We start from the raw sequence: 19,135 nt of genomic DNA, 5'->3' as shown, positions 1-19,135 counted from the left end.
TCAGCACCGCAATGACACAAGATCTGAGCCAATATCACCAGACTATGACAAACCCATCCAAGCATATCAAACCAGAAGACCTCATTCAATTTGCGCAAGCGGTCTATGAAAGCACAGGCGTCCCAAGCGAAGATGCCTATTTAGCAGCAGATACCCTAGTGCAGGCAGACTTATGGGGTCATCAATCGCATGGCTTATTGAGATTAGCCTGGTACTTCGCTCGCCTCAGATCCGGCGCGATGAAAGCACAAACTAAAGCCAATCTAGTTGTAGACTCCAGCGCCATTGCTGTTCTCGACGGTGGCGATGGAGTAGGTCAAGTGATCGCCAAGCAGGCCATTGAAGAGTCTATTAAGCGCGCTAAGAATCATAGCGTTGGCATTGTCTCCGTGAGGAACTCCAATCACTTTGGCACCTGCATGTACTTCACCAGAATGGGTGCAAAAAATGGTTGCATCACGATACTAATGAGTAATGCAGGACCCAATATGGCGCCATGGGGAGGTCGCAAAAAAAAGATTGGCACCAATCCATGGTCAATTGCTGTTCCAGGCGGAAAGCATGGTGCAGTAGTCATGGATATGGCGAACTCAGGAGTCGCTAGAGGAAAAATTTATCTTGCCCAGAAACGTCGCCAACCTATTCCAAATGATTGGGCAATTGATAAAGATGGGCGCCCTACTACTGATCCTCAGGCCGCAATTGAGGGTTTTATTCTTCCGATGGCGGGCCATAAGGGATATGTCATGGGCGTGATGGTCGACATTCTTTCTGGCGTTCTTTCTGGGAGCTCATTCTTAGATCAGGTGCATGGGCCCTATGACCCAGTAAACCGAAGTGGCGCTGGCCATCTGGCCATATCGCTGAACGTTGCAGCATTCCAGCCTATTGCAGAATTTGAGCAGCGCATGGATGACTATATTCACTCACTCAAAGATGTACCTTTAGCAGAGGGGCATAAGCAGGTGTACTTCCCAGGGGAAATGGAAACTCAGGCAGATCTTGAAAATCGTCGGCAAGGACTACTACTTCCAGAAGATACGCTGCAGAGCTTAAAACAAGTTGCGATTGAATCTGGTCAGGAAAGATTTCTTCCAAAGCAAATTATTTAAGTAAGCTCCCCACTATTTTTTAAATACTAGCCCATTATGTTGACCTAAGGTGGGTGCAGTAAAAGGCTCCGGCGCTGGTGTACGACCAAACTTAATGGGGTGCTTAAAGCCTTGATACTCGCCAACCACTGGATGCTCAAAAGAAGCAAGCATATCCTCGGCTAGAACCTGTGGGAAGCTAAACATATCCTCAACCTGACGTACGGCAGAACAAGGTACTTCCTCCCCAAAAATACTCTCCCACTGCAAAGCTGTTTTTTTACTTAAGGCTTCACGTAGTAAGGGTACGATAATCAATACTTCTGCAGCTCGCTTCTTCACTGAATCAAAGCGCTCATCACCGACTAAGTGATTCAAGCCCACTTTCTCACATAAGGCTCGCCAAAAATGGGGAGTATTAGCAGAAATATAAATATGACCCTCTTGGGTGGGATGAATGCCAGTGATACCTCCAGAGCGCATATCTCGGCTGACTTCTCTAGGCTCATCTTTTGCCCAAACCATGCGCGCCGACTGCATAGTAAGCGCAGTGCGCAGAAGAGAAACTCCAACATACTGACCCTTGCCACTTTTTTCTCGCTCATAGAGTGCCGAGGAAACCCCCGCAGCTATCAAGGATGCAGCGTAGTAGTCAACGATAGAGCCATATAAAATTTCTGGAGGACCCCCCTTCTTTCCCTGCTCTACGCACATACCCGTCATCGACTGCAATACTTGATCGTAGCCAGCCTTATCTTTTAATGGACCCACCTCTCCAAATCCCGTGATAGCGCAGTAAATTAATCGGGGGTTGAGTGACTCTAATTGCTCATATGCAATACCTAACCTAGCAGGAACATTGGGCCTAAAGTTGTGCACCAATACATCGGCTTCCTGAATCAGATCCAGAAGCGTGCCGATTCCATCAGCAGCTTTTAAATCCAAAACGATACCCAACTTACTGCGATTCACTCCTAAAAAAGCCCTGCTTTCAGAAACTAGTGTCGAAGGGTAGTTGCGTAAGTTGTCTCCAGTTGGAGGTTCTACCTTAATGACTTGAGCACCTTGGTCAGCCAACAGAGAGCATCCGTAAGGACCTGCAATATATGCACTTAAATCCAATACCTTGACGCCACTTAGCGGGCCAAGGTTGCCATCCGCAGGAAATGGATTGGAAAAATACTCCATTACTCCGCCGTAATATTTTGACGTTTAGCGACTGACCTCCAGCGCGCAATATCGCCACTCAATCTATTTGCAAATTGCGCGGGAGATTCTGGACTAGCCTCAGCACCTTCGCGCAATAAAGTCGCTTTAATTTCAGGGGAAGCCAAGATCTTATTAATCTCACGATTTAGGAGATTCACAATATCAGTAGGCATGCCAGCCGGCCCTAAGATGCCCCACCACAACTCGAATTCATACCCTGGAATGACTGTAGAAACCGGGATTAACTCTGGTGCGATTGGACTGGGATTGAGACTAGTAATACCAATTGCACGAATACGGCCATTGCGCACCTGAGGTAATAAGGAAGGTCCACTGGCTAACAAAATTTGGGTTTGACCGCCAATTAAATCAGTAGTCGCTGGCCCCATCCCGCGATAGGGAATATGCACAGCAAAAGTTCCAGACATGGCCTTCAATAACTCTGTAGCAAATTGATTGCTACTTCCAGTGCCTGAAGATGCGTAATTAAACTTGCCGGGATTCGCTTTTAGTAAGGCAATTAACTCAGCAGGATTTTTAGCTGGGAAATCATTATTTACTGCAACGATAAAAGGTCCCTTTGCTAACATTGCAATTGCCGTCAATCCCGTTACCGGATCAAAACTAGACTTAGTTTGAATAGCAACGTTGGTTGTCATGCTAGATGAAACTGCTAATAAGGTGTAGCCATCTGGCGCAGACTTGGAAACCTGTATGGTTCCAGTGCTACCGCTAGCTCCTGGTCGATTATCAACCACTACTGACACCTTGAGCGCCTCCCCCAGATTTTTTGCAATCAGTCTTGCAAAGACATCATTCGAGCCGCCAACAGGATATGGCACCACCAAAGTAATTGGCTTATTAGGGAAAGTAGATTGCGCATGTACAACTGTAGATATAGCGAAAACAGTCAGTAATAAAAATAATTTTTTCATTGGTTTTCTCTTTAATTTAATAAGCCAAGTTGTTGAGCCATTTTTAAGATTGAGCGAGCCCGATTAGCGAAGGGGGGATCAATCATTTTTCCATCCACAACAAATGCACCGACTGAATTTAATTGCGCATGATGTTCGGCCTCAATCACCTTTACAGAAAATGCAATCTCTTCGTCGCTGGGTCGAAACACTGAGTTAGCAATTTCAATTTGGCTCGGGTGTATACAACTCTTACCAAGGTAGCCCAGACTATGAGATAGTCGAGCCTCTTGTTCGTAGCCAGCTTGATCGGCAATATTGGCATAGGCCCCATCAAAAGCAGCAATACCCGCCTCATGGGCTGCCATTGCAACCTGGAACATCGCCTGCTGAACAGCAACCACCTGAGTTCGATCAATTGCATAGGGCTCAAATAGATCGCCAAGGCCTAGTTGCAAACCCATGACACGGGAATCAGCGCCCGCTAATTCGTGTGCCAAGCGAAGTGATTTAGGAGTCTCAATATTAATTAAGAGGCGGGCATCTAAATCGCCACTTGGATTCAGATTGTGCTCTTTCTCAACAGTCTCTATGGCTCGAGCTGCAATCGATACTGCTTGACCACTCTCCGCCTTTGGAAGATTGATGATTTTTACCCCGCTTGCAACTACAGCTGCAATGTCATCCAAAAAATAAGGTGTATCCATTGGATTGACTCGAACAATAATGATTTTCTTACTGGTGATGACCTGGTCAGATCTCAAAAATTGTACAAGCGTATTTCTAGCCTCAATTTTCTTGTCTTCACGAACTGAGTCTTCGAGATCAAAAGATAAACCGTCGGCTTGACTATTTAAGGCTTTAACAAAAAGCTCTGGCCTAGATGCGGGAACAAATAACTTACTTCTCATGAATCTCCAATATCTTTATATTCACTCTAATTTATTTTCATACTAAACGCATTTCATTTACAAACTCATGGATGCCAAGTCGCAATCGAGTCTGGTAGCTTTAACTTGGCTAATTTAGCGTTTCCAGCCAAGGAATATGAAAGTTGATTTGCAGCCTGCATAATCACTTGCGCCAACTCCATCAAGCGCTCCTTTGCCAGCCGAGAGGTGGGCCCTGAAATGCAGATTGAGCCCAATAATTTCCAATCCAAGCCGAAGATTGGGGCGGATACGCTAGAAACTTCAGGCTCACGCTCTCCCATGGATAAGTGAAAGCCCCTCTTTCGGATTGCTTCATAAGGCTCACCTTTCTCACCAGAAAATGCCAAGATCACCCTGCCCGGCGCGCCCAAATCCAGCGGCAAACCAATGCCAACGCGAACATGATGACGAATAGTTTGTGGCCCATCAACACGAGCCAAGCAGGTGCGCTGATTTCCTTCGCGCACATAAAAAGATGCACTTTCACCAGTCTGAATGGTGAGCTCGCGAAGCACTGGCTCGACAATATCGTGCACATCAAATGTTGCTTGATAGCAGGCGCCGAGCCAACCAGCGGCCCTACCCAGGCGCCAATCCCCGTCATCTCTTTGAACCAAATAGTGCTTTTTTGCTAATGTTCTCGCAATACGCAATGCAGTGGTTTTATTCATGCCAGTGCGCTTACTTAACTCCACAAGCGGTAAATGCACATCGCTACCGCCAAATGCCTCGAGAATACTAAGCGCTCGCAAAACTGCAGTGACGTATTCCGTAGAGCAATCACTAATGTCTTCTAAGGGCAAGATTGGAGCCGGCTGATTTTGCTTCATATGCTGTATTTTGTTTCACCTGGTGAAACGATATTGTCTTATTTGAAACCTCATCATACAGTCTGAAAACACATCCATCAGTAAAACAAGTTCTACAACCCATAGGGAAATAATGAAATCCATTGCCTACGTTTTTTCTGCACTAATACTGCTACTAGCCAGCGCAATCACGGTTGCTCAACCATACCCAAATCGCCCAATCAAAGTCATCATCCCCTTCCCCGCTGGCGGTGGAACCGATATTTTTGCCAGAACCGTTGGACAAAAGCTTACCGAAAACTACAAATGGACTGTTGTGCCAGAAAATAGACCGGGTGCGGGTGGAAACCTTGGAATTGAGGCGGTATCGAACTCACCAGCAGATGGCTACACTATTGGCTTGGGTCAAACTAGCAACCTAGCAATCAACCCGACCTTGTATCCTAAGTTACCTTATGAGCCAGCAAAAGATTTAACGCCCATTGCTTTAGTGGCCTCCTCCCCATTAGTCATTGTTGTAGCAGCCAACTCCCCGTTTAAAACATTTGCAGATATCGCAGCTGCGGCAAAGGCAAAACCAGATCAAATTACTTATGGTTCACCAGGGAATGGGACTGTGGCACATCTTGGTATGGAGCTACTACAAAAAACTGCCGGGATTAATCTCCAACACATCCCCTACAAAGGTTCTGCACAAGCATTAACCGATATTGTGGGCGGTCAAATTCAAATTTATGCATCTTCTGTTCCAACCGCCATGGGGCAAATTAAAGATGGTCGCCTACGTGCTATTGCGGTCACATCGTTAAAGCGGTCTGCCTCGCTACCAGAAACACCCACCATCGCCGAATCCGGATGGCCTGGATTTGAGGCAATCACTTGGTTTGGCTTTGTAGCACCAGCCAAAACTCCAGCGCCCATCATCAAGGAGTTAAATGCCAACATTAACTCCATTCTCAAGATGCCTGAAGTGCGTAGTAAGTTGATGGGCGAGGGTGGTGAAATACTTGGCGGAACTCCTGAACAATTTTCTACCCTACTCAACAAAGATACAGCTCGTTGGGCACGCGTGATTCAAGATGCAAACGTAAAAATTGATTAACTTAAATCAGAGCAAAAAATGACAACACAAAACATTATTAAAGATTTCCCACGCGTTAGTAGCGAGATAGTTGCCAAGGCATCCCATTTTCAGCCGGCTATTCTGGCGGACGTTGCAGACCGCCGCGGTGCGCTACATGGACGAATTGCAGCCTTGAGACCTCATATGAAAGTAGCGGGACCTGCCTTTACTGTTGAAGTTCGTGCAGGAGATAACCTCATGATTCATGCAGCCATGTCTTTAGCTAAACCAGGTGATGTTCTGGTAATTGATGGCAAGGGTGACTTAACTGCGGCCCTGATGGGTGCGATCATGATTAACGCTTGCAAGAAACTCGGTATCGCTGGTGTAGTCATTGACGGCGCAATTCGTGACACCTTGGAGTTAGAGGAATTGGATTTTCCAGTGTTCTCAGTAGGTGCAAATCCAAATGGCCCTACCAAGCAAGTTAGTGGACGTATTGGACACCCCGTCTCTGTTGGTGATGTTGCAATTAATCCAGGCGACTTCATTATTGGTGATGCTGATGGGGTTGTTTCGGTAGAGCGAGAAAAAATTGAATCTCTCCTGCCACTTGCCAAAGAAAAAGTTGAGGCAGAAGCAAAGCGTATTACTTCAATCAAGCAAGGTAATACGGCCGCTCCTTGGCTTAATACTGCGCTCATTAATGCTGGAGTGATTAAGGCCGGCGAAACGCTATGAATAGACCAGTAGTTTTAGTTACTGGTGCCGATTTAGCAAAAGAAGCTACTGAGGTCCTCAATGAGTTTGAGATTATTTATACTGGCAAAGCACCTCAGCCTGAGAATGTACTAGCACTTTGCCAACTCCATAACCCAATTGCAATCATTCTTCGTTATGGCGGCATTAGTGCCGAGATGATGGATGCAGCGCCCAATCTTCGAGTGATTTCAAAACATGGCAGCGGTACAGACTCTATAGATAAATTAGGCGCCAAAGAAAGAGGTATTGAAGTTAAAGCAGCTATTGGAGCAAATGCGGCTGCCGTTGCAGAGCATGCGCTTGCCTTAATGTTAGCCTGTGCAAAATCTACGATCCATCTTAATGAGCGAATGCATGCTGGATATTGGGACAAATCAACATTCAAAACATTAGAGCTGAATGGTAAAACGGTAGGGATTATTGGGCTAGGCGCGATCGGTCAACGATTTGCAAAGATGTGTGATGCTATGGAAATGAAGGTGATCGGCTTTGATCCATTTGCAAATAATATTGCTGCCTATATCGCTCCAGTCGATCTAGACACCATTTGGAAAGATGCAGATGTCATCTCATTTCACTGTCCCTTAACATCTGAAAATTCACAGATGTTAAATGCAAAAACACTCGCACTATGTAAGCCTGGTGTCATCATCGTCAATACGGCTCGGGGTGGCTTAATTGATGAATTAGCACTCCTAGATGCAATTGCTCAAGGCAGGGTTGCAATGGCTGCTTTGGATAGCTTCGCTACTGAGCCCATGACAGTACCGCATCCCTTTCAAGATAATCCAAAAATTATTCTGAGCCCTCATATAGGCGGGGTAAGTAGCGCTGCCTACATTAATATGGGTGTAGGCGCAGCAAGCAATATATTAAGCACTCTCTCAGCTAAAAACTAACTCTTTCAGCTTGATGTGCCATCTGCAATAACTCTGCAAGATGTTTTACCTTGCGACCTGTCTCTTGCTCAATCTGCTCTCTGCAGCTAAAGCCATTGGTAAGAATGATGGTTTCTTGAGTAGCAGCTCGTACAGCCGGCAGTAACACCAACTCGCCAACCGCTTTAGATATTTCCACATGCTCAGGATTAAATCCAAACGAACCCGCCATGCCACAGCATCCACTATCAATGTAATTGGCTTTAGCGCCCAATGCAGCTAATAAAGCTACATCGCCTTTAGTTCCAAACAGAGACTTTTGATGGCAATGCGAGTGCACCAAGATATCGCATTCAAGCGGTGGCGGGACATAACCTTGCTCATGTAAGAAGTCCCCAAGCAGATAGGTGCTTGATGCCAAGAGGGTTGCCCTTGGATCATTCGGAAAGAATTTTAATAACTCATCCTTAAACACAGACATACAGCCAGGCTCAAGACCTACGACTGCGATCGGTGCGGTTGGATTTGCTTGAATTTCACTACCGATAGCATCTAGAATTTTCTCGAGTTTTTTCTTGGCAAGATCTAAGTATCCAAAGTCATACAAGGGACGACCGCAACACAAAGGCATCTTTGGTAATGTGGCCTCAAAGCCTGCATGCGCCAAGACCTCAACTGCTGCATTCGCAACCTCAGGATGAAAATGCTCACAAAAAGTATCGACCCAAAGAATGACTTTCTTCTGACCTACTTTGCCGGGGATAGATTTTTTGAACTGCTTTCTAAATGATTGACTTGCGAACTTAGGCAACGTTCTTTCTTGTGCCACTCCACCAATCCACTTTGCAATATTAGATATTACTGGCGCTTGCATTACCCCATTAACCAACCAAGAGAAATTGCTGGCTAGGGGAGCCCAATCACCAATGCGCCCCATAGTCAGAGCTTGCCGCGGTCTGCTATTGGTCTCGTGATAGTGAGATAAAAATTCTGCCTTGTATGAGGCCATATCAACGTGAGCGGGACAGTCGCTCTTGCAACCCTTGCAAGATAAGCAGGTATCAAGAGCCTCCTTCAGCTCATTACTTTCCCAACCATCTTTGATCACTTCGCCCTGAAGCATTTCCCAGAAGAGGCGTGAGCGCCCACGAGTCGAGAAACGCTCTTCTTTGGTAGCGCGATAGCTTGGACACATCGTGCCCACTTTTTCACTACGGCACTTACCCATGCCAACACAACGCTCTACCGCCCTTTGAAAACCATCACCCTCTTGGCTCAAGAAATTCAGGCGAGTTTTGATATTAACCACTTTGTATTCTGGGCCCATGCGCAAGTTTTCGTCTACGCGGTAAGGGTGAACCACCTTGCCAGGATTGAGTTTGTTCTGCGGATCCCAGATGCGTTTGAACTCATGCATCGCGCCCATGAGCTCTTCCCCAAACATAATGGGCAGGAATTCTGCTCTGGCTTGGCCGTCGCCATGCTCACCAGTCAGTGAACCCCCAAACTCAACTACTAGAGTTGCCGCATCCCGAATAAAGGATCTAAATTTGGCAACTCCCTCTGCAGAGCGCAAGTTAAAAGTAATGCGCGCATGAATACATCCGTCACCAAAGTGGCCATAGAGCGAAGTTTCATACTCATAAGAATCAACCAATGCCTGGAAGGCTCGCAGATACTCACCCAAACGAGCTGGATCTACTGCAGCATCCTCCCAACCCACAACTGGATCAGGTGAATTAGGGTCAATTGATAAATGGGTAGCAGATGCACCATTCTCTCGAATCGACCAAATACGTTTTTGTAAAAGTGGATCGGGTACAAGCCAGGTTGATGGCTGAGGACCCTGAGTTCTTGTATTGAAATACTGTTCCGCTTTTTCAGCTTGAGCAACAGCGCCCTCAAGGGTATCATCACCAAACTCAAGAACTACCCACGCGTTTCCAGGTGGCAATAAATCAATTTCTGCTTTAGCCAAATTACGCTGCTGTAAGCCATGGATAATTTTGTAATCCAGCCCTTCAATTGCAATTGGATTAAAGGATTGGTATTCAAGAACTGCATCACCTGCTATGTAAATATTTTCAAAGCCCAACACCAACACTACACGCTTAGCAGGACTCTTCACCAATCTCACTTTGGCAGCCAAGGTGAGAGCGCAAGTTCCCTCAGTGCCCACTAATGCACGCGCAACATTAAATCCATTCTCAGGCAATAGTTGGTCTAAGTTATATCCAGAAACACGGCGCTTAATATTGGGGAAGCGTGCACGAATCAAATCTGCATAACGATCACGTAAGGTCAGTAGATCTTGGTAAATCTGACCTTTACGCCCACCAGCAGCAATGATTTCTTGCAATTCTTGATCGGATGTTGGACCCACCCAGAAACGCTCGCCATCATAAGTGAGAATCTCCAAAGCTTCGGTGTTTTCCAATGTCTTGCCTGCCATCACTGAATGAGCGCCGCAAGAATTATTAGCAACCATACCACCCAAGGTGCAGCGACTATGCGTAGCAGGATCTGGTGCAAAAGTTAAACCGTGGATCTCAGCGGCATCGCGCAAGGAGTCGCAAATTACTCCAGGCTCAACAACTGCATTACCGGTGGTGGGATCTAAAGCGAGAATGTGATTACAGTATTTTGAGATATCGAATACGACTGCATGATTCACAGTCTGGCCATTCATAGAAGTACCAGCGCCACGCATCAGCACCGGCGCTTTATTACGATGGCAGATCTCAATTCCCTTTACAAATTCCTCAGTATTTTTGGGGGTGACAACTCCGATCGGAATTTGGCGGTAATTAGAAGCCTCAGAGGCGTATACCGCCTGATGGGCTATATCGAAATGAACGGAGCTTCCAAGAGCTGCTGTCAGCTCAATATTGAGCTGCTCCCACTGAGAAATACCACCCATATTCAATCCTTGTTAGATACAAATACCCGTCCTAGGCACCGTACATTCTAACAATTTCTGCTAATTTGTGATTCTTAGCAGATTATTTAAGGTGTCGATTTTGAGATAAAGAAGGCCTTGGGAACTTCTGTACACCAAACTACACCATCACCCACTTGACCCGTCTGGCAAATTGTCACGATGCGATCCATAAAAGTCTCGGCAACTTCATCGTTACATACAATTTCAATTTTGACTTTTGCAGAGTAGTCAGTCAGCTCATCTTTAATGTTGAACTTACCAGTTCGATTAGGCGCACTGCATCCCTCAACTTTAGTGACCGTCATTCCCGGAAACCCAGGAGTCTCAAGTAATGCCGTTCTTAATGCAGCCAATTTATTTGGGCGAATAACCGCCTTCACTTCCATCATGCTTCCACCTCTTTATCTTCAAACCATCTATATAAGACGGGGAGTACTAACAATGTTAATGCGGTTGAGGTAATTAATCCCGATATCACTACCGCAGCTAATGGACGGGTAACCTCAGAACCTGGGCCACCAGAAAACAGCATTGGCACTAAGGCCAGCATAGCGACTGAAGCCGTCATCATAACTGGCCTAAAGCGATGTCCACAACCATGCAATAAAGCTTCCTCCATAGAGTAGCCATCCTCGCGCAACTGTTTAATAAATGAAATCAACACTACGCCATTGAGCACGGCGATACCCCAAAGATTAATAAATCCTACCGCAGCTGGAACGGATAGATATTCTCCAGATATGAACAAGCCAAATACGCCACCGATCGATGCGAATGGCAAGACCAAAATAATGAGCCCTGCTAGGCGTAGCGACTTAAAGAGCATAAAGAGCAAAAAGTAAATCGCTAGAATCGTTAATGGGATGATGATCATCAAACGTGCCATCGCCCGTTGCATGTTTTCAAACTGACCGCCCCACTCCAGGGTATAACCTTGCGGCAACTCTACATCTTTTTCTATGCGTGATTGTGCCTCCTCTACAAAGCCACCAAGATCTCGACCCTCCACATTCACACCTACAACTAAGCGTCGCTTGCCAGACTCACGAGAAATCTGTGCCGGTCCATCAACTAGAGAAATTTGTGCCAAGTCACGCATCAGGACTTGTGCGCCATTGGGAGAGTGCAAGATGATATTTTCAATCGCGTCTACATTATTTCTGTAAGGCCCAGGGTAGCGAAGTACCAAAGGAAAACGTCTTTCACCCTCATAGATGGTGCTTGCTTGCTTCCCTCCTATAGCCGTTTCAATCACTTCATTCACATCTGAAACGTTAATGCCATAGCGAGCAATAGCATCTCTATTAATTACAATATTGAGATAGTTCTGTCCCGAGGCTTGTTCAATACGCAAGTCAGTGCTGCCTTTCATTTTGACCAGCACTTGACTAATCTGAGCTCCCAGCTTTTGTAAAACGGCTAAATCATCTCCAAAAATCTTGATAGCAACTTGTGAGCGCACACCAGACACCATTTCATCTACGCGCGCAGCAATTGGCTGTGAAATAGATAGCTCAATGCCTGGTAAAGTTTTTAACTTCTCACGAATCTCTTGTGCAATCTCTTCTTGGCTGAGCTTACGATCACCCAAGGGCTTCAGAGTAACAATAGGATCAGATTCATTGGGCTGACCAGGATCAGCTGGCGACTCCCCTTTACCCAAACGCGATACCGCCATCTTCACATCCGGAATCGTCATGATGCGCTTGATCGCCTCAAACTCTAGCTTAATTGACTCATCCAAGGAGATGTTGGGTGCACGCACGATCACAGGAGTAATCGAACCCTCCTGCATCACTGGAATAAAAGCCTTACCCAGGAGAATAAATCCAACTAAGCTAATTACCAAAGCAATCAAAGAGCGTTGCACTAACAACTTGGGATTAGCCAAACTCCAATGCAACCAACGCTCGTAAGGTGCGCGCATACGACCCACTAACTTGGTGTCATCCTCACTGCCGCCCTTCAGGATATAGGAGCATAAGACTGGTGACAGGGTAAAAGAGAGAACGAGGGAGATCGTTAGCGCAATAGCAATCGTTATGGCCATCGGCGCAAACATCTTACCCTCCATACCTTCAAGCGAAAGCAGGGGCATGAATACCAAAATAATGATGCCAACACCAAACAGTACTGGCTTACCAACCTCGGATGCAGCCTCCAAAATAATCCGGTTCTTGGACTCTCCAGACCTTAGTCGTTCGCCTAATTTAGCAAAGGTATTTTCAACCACCACTACCGAACCATCCACCATGATGCCAATTGCAATTGCCAGACCACCAAGCGACATGAGGTTGGCTGAGATACCGTAGCGGTTCATCACTAAGAAGGTCAGTAGCGGCGTCAGGATCAGTGTTGCAACCACAATGAGGGAGGACCGAACATCGCCCAAGAATAAAAATAACAGGATGACAACGAGAATCACACCTTCAATCAATACCTTAGCTACATTGAACATCGCAGCATTCACTAAGTCTGTGCGATCGTAAAAAGGCACAATCTGAAGACCATCCGGCAATAACTTGCCCTCATTAATCTCGGCCACTTTGAGCTTGATACGATTAACTACCTCTCGGGCATTACCGCCACGAATCATCTGAATAATGCCGGCAACACTCTCGGTATAACCATTTTTAATTGCAGCACCCTGCCGAATTTCACTACCAATAGTGACTTCCGCCACGTTCCTCACATAAACTGGAATGCCCTTAACTTCCTTGAGAATAATTTTTCCAATGTCCTCGGGCTTAGTAATCAGCCCTACGCCTCGAATCAAATAACGCTCTGCATAAGAAGGCAGTTGGCCACCGCCAGAGTTCGCATTGTTTCTGGCGAGAGCTTCATAGACCTCACGAAGACTAATTTGATAATGGCGCAGTCTCTCTGGGTTGACTAACACTTGATACTCGCGCGCATAACCACCCTGGGTATTAATTTCAGCTACACCCGGAATGGATCTCAACATGGGTCGCACAATCCAATCCTGAATTGCACGACGATCCTCAAGCTCATCAACCGTTAGCTGTTTATTGCCATCAGATGGGTGATCTAGGGTGTATTGATAAACCTCACCCAAGCCAGTTGAGGGTGGAGCCAAAACGGGCGTTATACCGATAGGCATTTTTGAGGCGACCTCAATCAAGCGCTCTGTAACAATCTGTCTTGCAAAATACAAATCTGTTTTTTCAGTAAAGACCAAGGTGATCACTGAAATACCATTACGATTCAAAGAGCGCATTTCAGTGAGGCCAGGCAAGCCTGTCATTCCCAACTCAATTGGCACCGTGACGAATCGCTCAACCTCTTCCGGGGATCGACCTGGAGCTTCCGAGGCAATCTGTACTTGCACATTAGTTACATCCGGAAAAGCATCAACCGATAAACGCTTAGTAGCCAATAGACCAGCTACCATCAAAACGATTGCAATGATGACTACTAGTAATCTCTGCTGTAATGAGAGGCGGACAATTTTCTCAATCATGAGCTCTAGCCGCCACTAAGTTGTCGCTTGCGCTCAGCGTTTAAATGAAAGGCACCATTGACGGCAATCTCTTGACCCTCTTTCAGGCCAGAAATAACAGGGCGATAACCCTTTCCTTCCGGACCCAATTTGACAGCAACCATACGATAAGTGTCTTCATCCTCACGGACAAAAACATGGTCATGATTGTCTTCGCGAATAACCGCACTAGCCGGAACCAATAAACGCTGGGTAGGCTGACTTTCAATCATCATAGTTGCTAACATTCCGGGCTTAATTAGACCCTCCTTATTGGGTACTTCCATTCGAACTACCACTGTACGAGTTTGAGGATTTACGATCGAGTCCACGTGAGCAACCACACCCTCAACCTCAGTATTCCTCAGGGCAGGAATAATCAAATTTACTTTTTGCCCTTTATGAATCAAATAGGAATTACTCTCTGGAATTTCGGAGACAGCCCACAAGGACTTCAAGTCAGCTACAGTAAAAAGCGCATCTGACGGCTGAACAACCTGTCCCTTATTAATCTTGCGCTCGACAATTTCACCGGGAATAGTGGCAATGACATTATTAATGGACTCAATTACACCGGACTTTGCTAAGCGATCAATACTCGCTTGATCCATTCCCTGCACTCTTAGCTGATCATTTGCTGCACGGAAATCAGCCCTTGCACTGCTTGACTCTGCCTCACGCTTTTGGAGCTCTGCTAACGCAATAACATCTTCCTTGTATAGAATTCTGGCGCGATTAGCGGCTTGATCGGCAAGTTGACTAGCGCTCTTAGCCTTTAAATAGGACAGCTGTGATTGCGTCAATTCTGTAGAGGTAATCTTCGCTAAAACGTCACCCTGCTTCACCACCTGACCAGGAATAGCAAGAATTTCAGAAACGCGCCCTGTCACATTCGCACCAATACGTGACAAAAATTGCTCATTGAAATCAATCCTTCCAGATGCACGCAGCTCCTCTACGAAGGAGTCTGTATCTGCACGTCCGTCGGTGATCATATTTCGCAAATCCTCATTCACAATCACCACATTAGGGTCTTGCACTGATTTGATGGTCGGACTCCGATCAAACACATTAAAGTAATTGAGAATGATTAGAAATAGGCAAAACCAAGGGAAGTAAAACAGCCCCTTCTGAGCCCATGGTGGACTTTTATCGTAGCGCTGAGCAACGCGAGGTAAGTGCGCACTAAACCACTCGTGAGTCAGTGCATACCAATCATTCTGGGTTTTAATAACAATCGCAATCCATTCCTGAATAAGAACCTTCGCCACCGCTCTATAGCGAGCATATAGCTCTTTTAGCTTATCGATTGCTGCTATGAATTCTTGCTTCATTACTGTCCACTCTCAAGTTTTGCAATCCATTCCGGGGTTGCCCTTAAACGCTGAATCTCTGTCACAACTGAGGCCAAATCAAATCGAGCCTTAATTAAGTCATTACGCGCCACTCTAAATGTTCTTTGCGCATCTAAATACTCGAGCATGCCTCGCTCTCCGTAACGGTAAGAAACTTCTGCAATTCGTCGCGCGCTCGAGGCAAGCTGAACAACGTCTTGATCCAATATCTTCACTTGATAACTCGTCATCTGATATAGCTTATAAGCTGTCTCTAACTGCTGCTCAAGACTCTGGTTCTGTGCATTGAGTTGGTTCCTAGCTTTGGATGCATTAGCCTCTGCCTCAGCAATCTGTCCACCCTTAAAGTCCCAGATCGGAATACTCACCACCAAGCCATAGAGGCGGTCGATAAAGTTGGGGTCGTTATATTGCTGCGCCTTTATAGAAAGCTTAGGTAAACGAGAGTTCTGCTCAAAACTAAGCTTGGATTCAGTAGCTTCAACTTCTGCTTTTGCTCGCAGTAACTCAGGACTTTGCGTACGCAATTCGCTAAGTAAGATTGGCAATGATGGTAATGGCTCAATTTTGAAGGGCTGTGAAACAACCTCATAGTCAGCTGGCAATTGATGTCCGACCACTTGTCTGAGTTGGCTCTTGGCCTGCTCTAACCTCAACTTGCTAGATTCAGCATTAATTTGTGCATTCAGAAATTCGGTCTGCGCACGAATCAATTCAAATCGAGCGGTATCTCCAACGTCATAACGGATTTGCATACGATCACGAATTTGCTTGGTCAGACTCAAATCCTCTTCAGCGGCTTTTAATTCTGCATCGCGACGCATTAATTCATAAAATCGCTGTTGAACCCTTGAAATCATTTCAATTTCAAAGGCAATACGCGCTGCATCAGCAGCACGTACATTTGCTTCAGCAGCATTTACTCTTGGATAGCGGGTGTATGGCATATCCAGTGGCTGAGTTACTACCCACGATGAAACATTACCTGTAGTCAATGGACCCGATACCGACCTCTGTTGTCCTGTATTTAGCTCAAACTCAGGATTCGGAATCGCGCGAGCTGAAGACAGTTGCCCTTTGATCGCCTTGGCTTGATCTCGTGCCGCTAATACCTGGGGACTAGACTCCAATGCAATCGCGATAAGCTCATTAATCGTTAGCGGCTTTTGAGCTTGTGCGTTTACTCCACCCGCAAACAGGATGCAGAGAGTCAAGACTAAGGAAGGCGTTGAGTAATTCATTAAGACAATTTTAGAGAATAAATCAGATTTCTTATTATCCGACCCTGAAGAGGTAAAAGGGGGACAAATTCCCCAAATCAGGGATTTGGGCATACTTTTGAGAAGATTAATCAAAGATTGGGGCTACAAATTCAAATGGCCCGCCTTGATATGGAATTAACCTAGCACTGAGCCTAAGGACCGAATTGATAATACAAGGGCTTATTAGCTCATACATAGACACGCCTTGAAAAGCGGCCATATTTTTGCGTTTTATGTAAAGCCTTCTGCACCAGCTTATAGATTTTCTTAAGGCATATTTCTAAAGCCACCCGCTTATCTCTAGCTGTCATGCTCACTTCAATTTGCCGGTGGTCAAATGTCTCCAGACTAATCATGCAATTTTGATTGCAAGCTGTCTTTGACGACGAGACTGCAGAATATCGAATCTTGATTTTGCGCACCATCCAAAAAAGTCGCTTCAATGAGAACTTCACACGATTCTCTGTGAAGACTTTTAATTCAGACTCCAGCTCATCCCTAGTTTCTAAGATCACATTCATTGATATCTCCCTTGTTCGGTAGAGGTTCAGAATAGGCCAAACTTTAATCCTAATAAAGATGAATTTTATTGATCATAGTTCTGTATTTAACTGAGTATCAATAGTGAAAAAAATGCCCTCAGGACGAGGGCATAAAAGACAACAGCAGGATTAAAACGAATCGATTGCTACAGCCATTCGTGAAGTTGCTGCCTTATTACCCAAGGCAGCATCACAATGCAAGCGCACGTCTGCTTTTAATAAAACCACCGGTTAATACACCTAATACAACAACTACTTGAATTACGTATTCCAAAGCTGGATTCTGGGAGCTAAGCCATTCTTTAGAGAAGGGTTCTGAAATCATCATTTTTGCGGCTGTCCATGCAAGCACAGCAGCGCCTACATAAATCACCGAGGGAAAACGCTCAACCAACTTGAGTATTTGTGTAGAACCCCAAATAACAATAGGAATGCTGATTAATAAGCCCAGGACAACGAGCACATAACTGCCATGCGATGCACCTGCCACAGCAAGAACATTGTCTAGACCCATGACGGCATCTGCAATCACAATCGTTTTCATTGCACCCCAAAAGGTTGTCGAAGCCTGGCCGTGCTCGTCGGCACCCTCTGAAGAATTCAGCAAGCGGTAGGCAATCCAAACCAACAACAATCCGCCTATCAACATCAGACCAGGGATCTTTAGCAAATACACCACCACGAGTGTCATGGCGCTTCTAACAGCAATCGCACCTACGGCACCCCATACGATTGCTTTTTTCTGCAGGTGTGCCGGCAGGTTTCTAGCAGCCATCGCAATCACAATGGCGTTATCACCTGCAAGAACTAAGTCAATCACAATAATTGCCAGTAATGCCGAAAAAAATTCCGGGCTAAATAGCTCCAATTTCATCCCCTCATTCAATTACCCATGAATTCCATGGATTTCTATGGGGTTAATCTAGAGCGGTTTGTGCTTAAGTAAAAGCAGAGATATATTGATAATAATTTCGTAAAAACCTGATAATTAGATGCTCTACAACTACCGTCACCTTTACTACTTCTGGGTAGTGGCCAAAGAAGGTAGCATGTCCAAGGCGGCTGAACGTCTCAATATTGCAATACAGACGATTAGCGTCCAAGTGCACGAACTAGAAAAATCACTTGGCTATCTGCTCTTCAAACCAGCTGGTCGGGGGATTGCTCTAACCGAGTCTGGTTTTGCAGCCCTAGAAATTGCCGATCAAATTTTTCTTCTAGGGGAACAACTTCCCGAAGCAGTAAGAGAGGCTGCGAGCTCCCCTAAAACGAAAATTACGGTCGGTGTATCCGATGGCCTTCCAAAGTTAGTAACTAAGCAGCTACTTGCACCCATTCTCGAAAAAAATGATGTGCAACTGATTGCGCATGAAGGTGAATTTGAGGATCTCTTAGCGGACCTAGCCTTGCATAGATTGGACATTGTGCTCGCTGATCGGCCAGCACCAATCAATAAAAATCTTCATGTCTACAGTGAAGAACTGATCAAGTCATCGATTGCTTGGTTTGGCCCCAAGAAGCTACTGAAGCAATCTAAGAAAGCATTTCCTGCATGCCTCAATGACTTGCCAATTTTACTGCCTACCCCCCACTCAAAGGTTCGCCATTTGATCGATCAATGGTTTGCAGAAAATGGCATAAACCCCAATATTGCTGGAGAGTTTGAGGATAGCGCGCTACTAAAAACCTTTGCAGCCAGCGGCCTAGGAGTCTTTCCGGCAGGGGAAAGCATCAAGAAAGATTTACAAGAAACCTATCATATTGAAATGATTGGCAGTTGTGGAGAGATTTACGAATACTTTTATGCTATTCGCTCAGAGAAAAAAATTCAGCATCCACTAGTGCAAGCAATTATTAAGCGTTAGCTGATGGCAAATT

Annotated in this window: 16 protein-coding genes; 5 read left to right on the top strand and 11 right to left on the bottom strand. The window is 45.6% G+C overall.

The annotated features are described in order from the left end of the window. Positions 1 to 44 precede the first annotated feature (44 nt). Positions 45 to 1,112, top strand: coding sequence for an Ldh family oxidoreductase (locus ICN43_RS03375; protein ID WP_216197198.1), 1,068 nt, complete (start codon positions 45 to 47; stop codon positions 1,110 to 1,112). A 12-nt stretch (positions 1,113 to 1,124) separates the two neighbouring features. Here ICN43_RS03375 and ICN43_RS03370 read toward each other — a convergent pair whose 3' ends face one another. The 4 genes from ICN43_RS03370 to ICN43_RS03355 all read right to left on the bottom strand — a co-directional run bounded on the left by ICN43_RS03370 (position 1,125) and on the right by ICN43_RS03355 (position 4,976). Next, complete coding sequence (locus tag ICN43_RS03370; RefSeq protein WP_216197197.1) at positions 1,125 to 2,279, bottom strand: CoA transferase; 1,155 nt, start codon at positions 2,277 to 2,279, stop codon at positions 1,125 to 1,127. Further along, the gene (locus tag ICN43_RS03365; protein WP_216197196.1) at positions 2,279 to 3,235 is read right to left on the bottom strand and encodes a tripartite tricarboxylate transporter substrate binding protein; all 957 of its coding nucleotides are present in this window, start codon (positions 3,233 to 3,235) and stop codon (positions 2,279 to 2,281) included. Before ICN43_RS03365 ends, ICN43_RS03370 begins: the two co-directional genes overlap by 1 nt. Positions 3,236 to 3,246: 11 nt before the next feature. Continuing rightward, positions 3,247 to 4,125: a CoA ester lyase gene (locus tag ICN43_RS03360; protein ID WP_216197195.1), complete on the bottom strand. Its 879-nt coding sequence runs from the start codon at positions 4,123 to 4,125 to the stop codon at positions 3,247 to 3,249. A 65-nt stretch (positions 4,126 to 4,190) separates the two neighbouring features. Beyond that, positions 4,191 to 4,976 carry an IclR family transcriptional regulator gene (locus ICN43_RS03355; RefSeq protein ID WP_216197194.1) on the bottom strand — a complete coding sequence of 262 codons (786 nt, stop codon included), beginning with the start codon at positions 4,974 to 4,976 and terminating at the stop codon, positions 4,191 to 4,193. A 112-nt stretch (positions 4,977 to 5,088) separates the two neighbouring features. Between ICN43_RS03355 and ICN43_RS03350 the strand changes: the two genes are divergently transcribed. The 3 genes from ICN43_RS03350 to ICN43_RS03340 are packed head-to-tail and all read left to right on the top strand — an operon-like array spanning position 5,089 to position 7,679. Continuing rightward, positions 5,089 to 6,057 carry a tripartite tricarboxylate transporter substrate binding protein gene (locus tag ICN43_RS03350; protein ID WP_216197193.1) on the top strand — a complete coding sequence of 323 codons (969 nt, stop codon included), beginning with the start codon at positions 5,089 to 5,091 and terminating at the stop codon, positions 6,055 to 6,057. Positions 6,058 to 6,075: 18 nt separating this feature from the next. Continuing rightward, a complete protein-coding gene (locus ICN43_RS03345; protein WP_216197192.1) occupies positions 6,076 to 6,759 on the top strand; it encodes an RraA family protein in 684 nt (227 codons plus the stop codon). Further along, positions 6,756 to 7,679, top strand: a complete 924-nt coding sequence (locus ICN43_RS03340; protein WP_216197191.1) for an NAD(P)-dependent oxidoreductase — start codon at positions 6,756 to 6,758, stop codon at positions 7,677 to 7,679. Before ICN43_RS03345 ends, ICN43_RS03340 begins: the two co-directional genes overlap by 4 nt. On the opposite strand, the gene ICN43_RS03335 is transcribed toward ICN43_RS03340, so the two are convergent. The 7 genes from ICN43_RS03335 to ICN43_RS03305 all read right to left on the bottom strand — a co-directional run bounded on the left by ICN43_RS03335 (position 7,669) and on the right by ICN43_RS03305 (position 18,131). Then, entirely contained in the window at positions 7,669 to 10,578 is a 2,910-nt protein-coding gene (locus tag ICN43_RS03335; protein WP_216197190.1) for an FAD-binding and (Fe-S)-binding domain-containing protein, read from the bottom strand. The two genes, ICN43_RS03340 and ICN43_RS03335, sit on opposite strands and share 11 nt — an antisense overlap. A gap of 86 nt (positions 10,579 to 10,664) precedes the next feature. Continuing rightward, on the bottom strand, positions 10,665 to 10,985 hold the full coding sequence (locus ICN43_RS03330; RefSeq protein ID WP_255533403.1) for a P-II family nitrogen regulator: 321 nt from the start codon (positions 10,983 to 10,985) through the stop codon (positions 10,665 to 10,667). Beyond that, a complete protein-coding gene (locus ICN43_RS03325) occupies positions 10,985 to 14,080 on the bottom strand; it encodes an efflux RND transporter permease subunit (protein WP_216197188.1) in 3,096 nt (1,031 codons plus the stop codon). The genes ICN43_RS03330 and ICN43_RS03325 overlap by 1 nt, the downstream gene beginning before the upstream one ends. Before the next feature lie 5 nt (positions 14,081 to 14,085). Further along, positions 14,086 to 15,432, bottom strand: coding sequence for an efflux RND transporter periplasmic adaptor subunit (locus ICN43_RS03320; RefSeq protein ID WP_216197187.1), 1,347 nt, complete (start codon positions 15,430 to 15,432; stop codon positions 14,086 to 14,088). Continuing rightward, a complete protein-coding gene (locus ICN43_RS03315; protein ID WP_216197186.1) occupies positions 15,432 to 16,694 on the bottom strand; it encodes a TolC family protein in 1,263 nt (420 codons plus the stop codon). The genes ICN43_RS03320 and ICN43_RS03315 overlap by 1 nt, the downstream gene beginning before the upstream one ends. A 209-nt stretch (positions 16,695 to 16,903) precedes the next feature. Next, a complete protein-coding gene (locus tag ICN43_RS03310) occupies positions 16,904 to 17,236 on the bottom strand; it encodes a hypothetical protein (RefSeq protein WP_216197185.1) in 333 nt (110 codons plus the stop codon). A 211-nt stretch (positions 17,237 to 17,447) separates the two neighbouring features. Next, positions 17,448 to 18,131 carry a TerC family protein gene (locus ICN43_RS03305; protein ID WP_216197184.1) on the bottom strand — a complete coding sequence of 228 codons (684 nt, stop codon included), beginning with the start codon at positions 18,129 to 18,131 and terminating at the stop codon, positions 17,448 to 17,450. A 118-nt stretch (positions 18,132 to 18,249) separates the two neighbouring features. Here ICN43_RS03305 and ICN43_RS03300 point away from each other — a divergent pair, with 118 nt between their 5' ends. Next, positions 18,250 to 19,122, top strand: coding sequence for a LysR family transcriptional regulator (locus tag ICN43_RS03300; protein ID WP_216197183.1), 873 nt, complete (start codon positions 18,250 to 18,252; stop codon positions 19,120 to 19,122). Positions 19,123 to 19,135 lie beyond the last annotated feature (13 nt).

It is taken from the genome of Polynucleobacter sp. UK-Mo-2m-Kol15 (assembly GCF_018881505.1).
In the GTDB taxonomy this organism is placed as follows: domain Bacteria; phylum Pseudomonadota; class Gammaproteobacteria; order Burkholderiales; family Burkholderiaceae; genus Polynucleobacter.
The sequence above is the reverse complement of the archived record's forward strand: the minus strand, read 5'-3'. Positions and strand labels throughout refer to the sequence as shown.